A 3,890-nucleotide genomic window follows, 5' to 3' on the forward strand; every position below is an offset into this window, starting at 1 on the left:
CAACTGAAAGCGAAAAATGCCGTCGCCGGCCCCGTGCCGGCGACCCGACAAGGAGGAGAGAATGAGTGATTTAAGTTGGATGCCCAGAGAAAACGGAATCAAGGATCATCACCTGTGGAGCGAAGATGTTTTTTCCACGGAAGCCCCCGGCGTGATCTATGAAAAGAAGCCGATTCTCGATCCTCAGGGCAACCCGGTGGACGGGGTCTATTCAGCCTGGGTGACCTTGAACAACCCCAAGCAGTACAATTCCTACACCACCGAGATGGTCAAGGCCGTCATCGCCGGTTTCCATCGGGCATCCGCGGATACATCCGTCGTGGCCTGCGTGTTCACCGCCATGGGCGACAAGGCCTTCTGTACCGGCGGCAACACCAAGGAGTATTCCGAATATTACTCCAAGCGGCCCAACGAGTACGGTCTTTACATGGATCTGTTCAACGCCATGGTGGACACGATTCTGTTTTGCAAGAAACCCACCATCTGCCGGGTCAACGGCATGCGCGTGGCCGGCGGCCAGGAGATCGGCATGGCCTGTGACATCGCCATCTCCAGCGACCTGGCGATCTACGGCCAGGCCGGCCCCAAGCACGGCAGCGCGCCGGACGGCGGCAGTTCGGACTTTTTGCCCTGGATGCTGCCCATGGAACTGGCCATGTGGAACTGCGTTTCCTGCGAGATGTGGAGCGCCTACAAGATGTACCGCCTGGGTCTGATCTCCAAGTGCGTGCCGGTGATCAAGGACGGCGACAAATGGGTGCGCAACCCCACCGTGATCACCGATGCCTATGTGGCCGACGGCGATCTGGTGTACGGTGAATACAAAACCGGCGATGCCGCCAAGGATGCCCGCGCCTACCTGAAAACGGCGACCACCGATTTCGAACTGCTGGACAAAGAGGTCAACAAGATTCTGTGGACCTACGCCAACCTGTTCCCCGGCTGCCTGATCAAGAGCGTCGAGGGTGTCCGCCTGAAGAAGAAGTACTTCTGGGATCAGGCCAAGGTGATCAACCGTCACTGGTTGGCGGCCAACATGTCTGGGGAGGCTTTCCTCGGCTTCGGCGCCTTCAACACCAAGAAGATCACCGGTACGGACACCATTGATTTCCTCGAGTACCGTCGGCGCCTGGCCGCCGGCGACACCCTGGACGACGTCCTGATGGCGGCGGTTCTGGGAAAACCCAAAGGATAAAAACCCCCATCACGAAGAGAGGGAGAACCATGCTGCTGGAAGGAAAGAGTGCAATCGTTACCGGCGGGTCCCAGGGTATCGGGACAGCGACATCCTTGATGCTGGCCCAAGAGGGGGCCAACGTCTGCTTGACCTACCGGAAACATAAGGAAGAGGCCGAAGCTGTCGTAAAAGAGATCGAGGCGATGGGACGCAAGGCGATTGCCGTCAAATGCGATATCGCCTCCTTTAGCGAAGCCGAGGCCGTGGTCAAGGCTGCGGTCGAAGCCTTTGGCCGGCTCGATATTCTGGTCAACAACGCCGGCATGAACTGGGACGGCGTATGCTGGAAAATGACCGAAGAGCAATGGGATCGGGTACTGGAAGTCAACCTGAAGGGGTACTTCAATTTCACCCGCCATGCGGCACCGCTTTTTAAGGAACAGAAGTACGGGCGCATCGTCAATGTCACCTCCATTAACGGCATGCGCGGCAAGTTCGGGCAAACCAATTACTCGGCCTCCAAGGCCGGTATCATCGGTTACACCAAGGCCGTGGCCAAAGAGCTGGGTGCCTTTGGCGTAACGGTCAACGCGGTGGCGCCTGGCCTGATCGAAACCCCCATGCTGAAAGAATCCGAAGCACGGGACAAGATCGTTGACATGGCCATGAACGAAATCGTGTTGAAACGCGTCGGGGAACCCGACGATTTGGCCAACATGGTCGCCTTTTTGGCTTCGGACAAAGCCAAACACGTTACCGGCGAGGTGATCAAAGTGGATGGTGGCCAGTACATCTGATGCCCATCCATCGATAATAACCGCTTGCGGTTCAGATCGACCCATTACGCGTTTTGGAGCGTCTCAAGCGGCCTCGGGTTTGCTTGAGGCGTCCACGCGGCTGTTTCTTCGGTACCGCCGATAGGAAAACGATCCGGACCGACACCCCATCCATCCATGGGCGGAACGGCGTGACGGTTAACGCCATCCGTTCGTAACCCCTTCGAGATAAAGGAATGACTTATGGGAAGAGTAGCCATTATTGGTGTTGGGCAGAGCAAGTTTGTCCGAAAATATCCGGGCTCGATCCGGGAATTGGCCTTTGAAGGGTTCAAAGAGGCGCTCACCGATGCGGGGATCACGGCCCAGGACATCGATGCATCGGTGTTTTGTTCGGCTCCCGAGTATGACAAACAGCGTTCGCCGTCGGCGGTGATCGCCGAATACCTGGGGCTCAATCCTCAGCCGACCTTTTACGTGGAGTCGTTGTGCTCCTCCTCCAGCACCGGTTTGAAGCTGGCCTACAGCATGGTCGCCTCGGGCGTCCACGACATGGTGGCGGTCATCGGGTTGCAGAAGATGTCCGAGATTTCCTCGGCCGAGTCCCAGGAGCGCATGGGGCGCGGTGCCGACATCCAGTGGGAGAGCCCCTTCGGCACGATGATGCCGGCCTACTACGCCATGCATGCCCAGGCGCACATGGCCAAGTACGGCACCACCCCGGAAGACTTGGCGGCCGTACGCGTGAAGGCCGCTACCTACGGTCAGATCAACGACCGTGCGGTTTACCGCAAAGCAGTTAGCCTGGACATGTTCTCCAACCCCGAAGACATGATGTCCAACCCGGTCTCCAGCCCCCTGCGCGTGGGCGATTGCTGCGCCAATGCCGACGGCACCTCCTGCCTGATCGTGGCCAGTGAAGAAAAAGCCAAACAGTTCAGCAAGAAACCGGTTTGGATCCTGGGGGTAGGAGCGGCCAGTGCCAGCGTGAATTTGACCGGCCGGGATGCGCTTTATGGGTTGAAAGCAGCCAAACAGGCCGCCGATGTGGCGTACAAAATGGCCGGCGTGGGTCCCAAGGACATCGACGTGGCCGAAGTCCACGATTGCTTCACGATTGCCGAACTGCTCGCCTACGAGGCCTTGGGGTTTGCCGAGCCTGGCGGTGCCAAGGAGCTGATCCAGGGCAAGGAAACCTACAAGGAAGGCAGCATTCCGGTGAACGTGGACGGCGGCCTGCTCTCCAAGGGGCATCCCATCGGCGCCACGGGCGGCAGCCAGGTGCGCACCATCGTGCTGCAGCTGCGCGGCGAAGCCGGCGACATGCAGGTGAAGGATCCGCAGATCGGGCTGGTGCACAACATCGGCGGCGTGGGCGTCTACGGCAATGTGACCATTTTCGGCAAAGAGTAGATTGGAGGATAAGATGGGCAAAAAACCAGAAGATGTCCGCTTCGGCAAATTCGGCACGGTCAGCTTTACAAAAACCACGCGGGTGAACGATTTTATCGACTACCTGGAAAACGGCAAGGTGATGTACACGCATTGTAAAAAGTGCGGGGCCGACTTTTTCCCCCCGCGGGCCGATTGCGCGGGCTGCCTGTCTAGCGACATGGAGTGGAAAGAGGTGAACGGTACGGGCAAACTAGTCTCCTATAGCCAACTGAAGTTCGCTCCGGTGGGGTTTGATGGGGATCTGCCTTACAGCATCGCCATGCTGGACTACGGCGACATTCAGGTGTTCGGACGCTTGACAGTGCGCTGGACCTCAGCGACGTGGAAGTCGGCATGGAGATGACCACCGTGGCCAATGAACTGCCCGGTGGCCAGTTCAACTACGTATTCAAAAAAGCATAAGGCCGGCATTCATTCTGTCGTTGCTTTTAAAGGAGTGATAGAGGTATGGATTTTAAACTTTCCAAAGAACATCAGATGTT

The 3,890-nt window shown here is 57.8% G+C and carries 4 protein-coding genes; all 4 read left to right on the plus strand.

All coding sequences use genetic code 11. From position 1 onward, the window contains the following. Positions 1-61 precede the first annotated feature (61 nt). On the plus strand, positions 62-1,195 hold the full coding sequence (oah, locus tag JCM12296_RS33060) for a 6-oxocyclohex-1-ene-1-carbonyl-CoA hydratase (protein ID WP_054702093.1): 1,134 nt from the start codon (positions 62-64) through the stop codon (positions 1,193-1,195). Between the two features lie 29 nt (positions 1,196-1,224). Next, positions 1,225-1,974 (plus strand): SDR family NAD(P)-dependent oxidoreductase, encoded by a 750-nt coding sequence (locus JCM12296_RS33065; RefSeq protein WP_054702096.1) that lies wholly within the window; start codon positions 1,225-1,227, stop codon positions 1,972-1,974. A gap of 222 nt (positions 1,975-2,196) precedes the next feature. Further along, on the plus strand, positions 2,197-3,366 hold the full coding sequence (locus JCM12296_RS33070; protein WP_054702099.1) for a thiolase C-terminal domain-containing protein: 1,170 nt from the start codon (positions 2,197-2,199) through the stop codon (positions 3,364-3,366). A gap of 13 nt (positions 3,367-3,379) precedes the next feature. Further along, positions 3,380-3,751 (plus strand): Zn-ribbon domain-containing OB-fold protein, encoded by a 372-nt coding sequence (locus tag JCM12296_RS33075; RefSeq protein WP_246805248.1) that lies wholly within the window; start codon positions 3,380-3,382, stop codon positions 3,749-3,751. The last annotated feature ends 139 nt before the right edge of the window (positions 3,752-3,890 follow it).

It is taken from the genome of Desulfosarcina cetonica JCM 12296, assembly GCF_001311845.1.
In the GTDB taxonomy this organism is placed as follows: domain Bacteria; phylum Desulfobacterota; class Desulfobacteria; order Desulfobacterales; family Desulfosarcinaceae; genus Desulfosarcina; species Desulfosarcina cetonica.

Coding starts and splice junctions, on each gene's coding strand:
- oah (WP_054702093.1), top strand. CDS start 62: ATGAGTGATTTAAGTTGGATGCCCAGAGAAAACGGAATCAAGGATCAT.
- JCM12296_RS33065 (WP_054702096.1), top strand. CDS start 1,225: ATGCTGCTGGAAGGAAAGAGTGCAATCGTTACCGGCGGGTCCCAGGGT.
- JCM12296_RS33070 (WP_054702099.1), top strand. CDS start 2,197: ATGGGAAGAGTAGCCATTATTGGTGTTGGGCAGAGCAAGTTTGTCCGA.
- JCM12296_RS33075 (WP_246805248.1), top strand. CDS start 3,380: ATGGGCAAAAAACCAGAAGATGTCCGCTTCGGCAAATTCGGCACGGTC.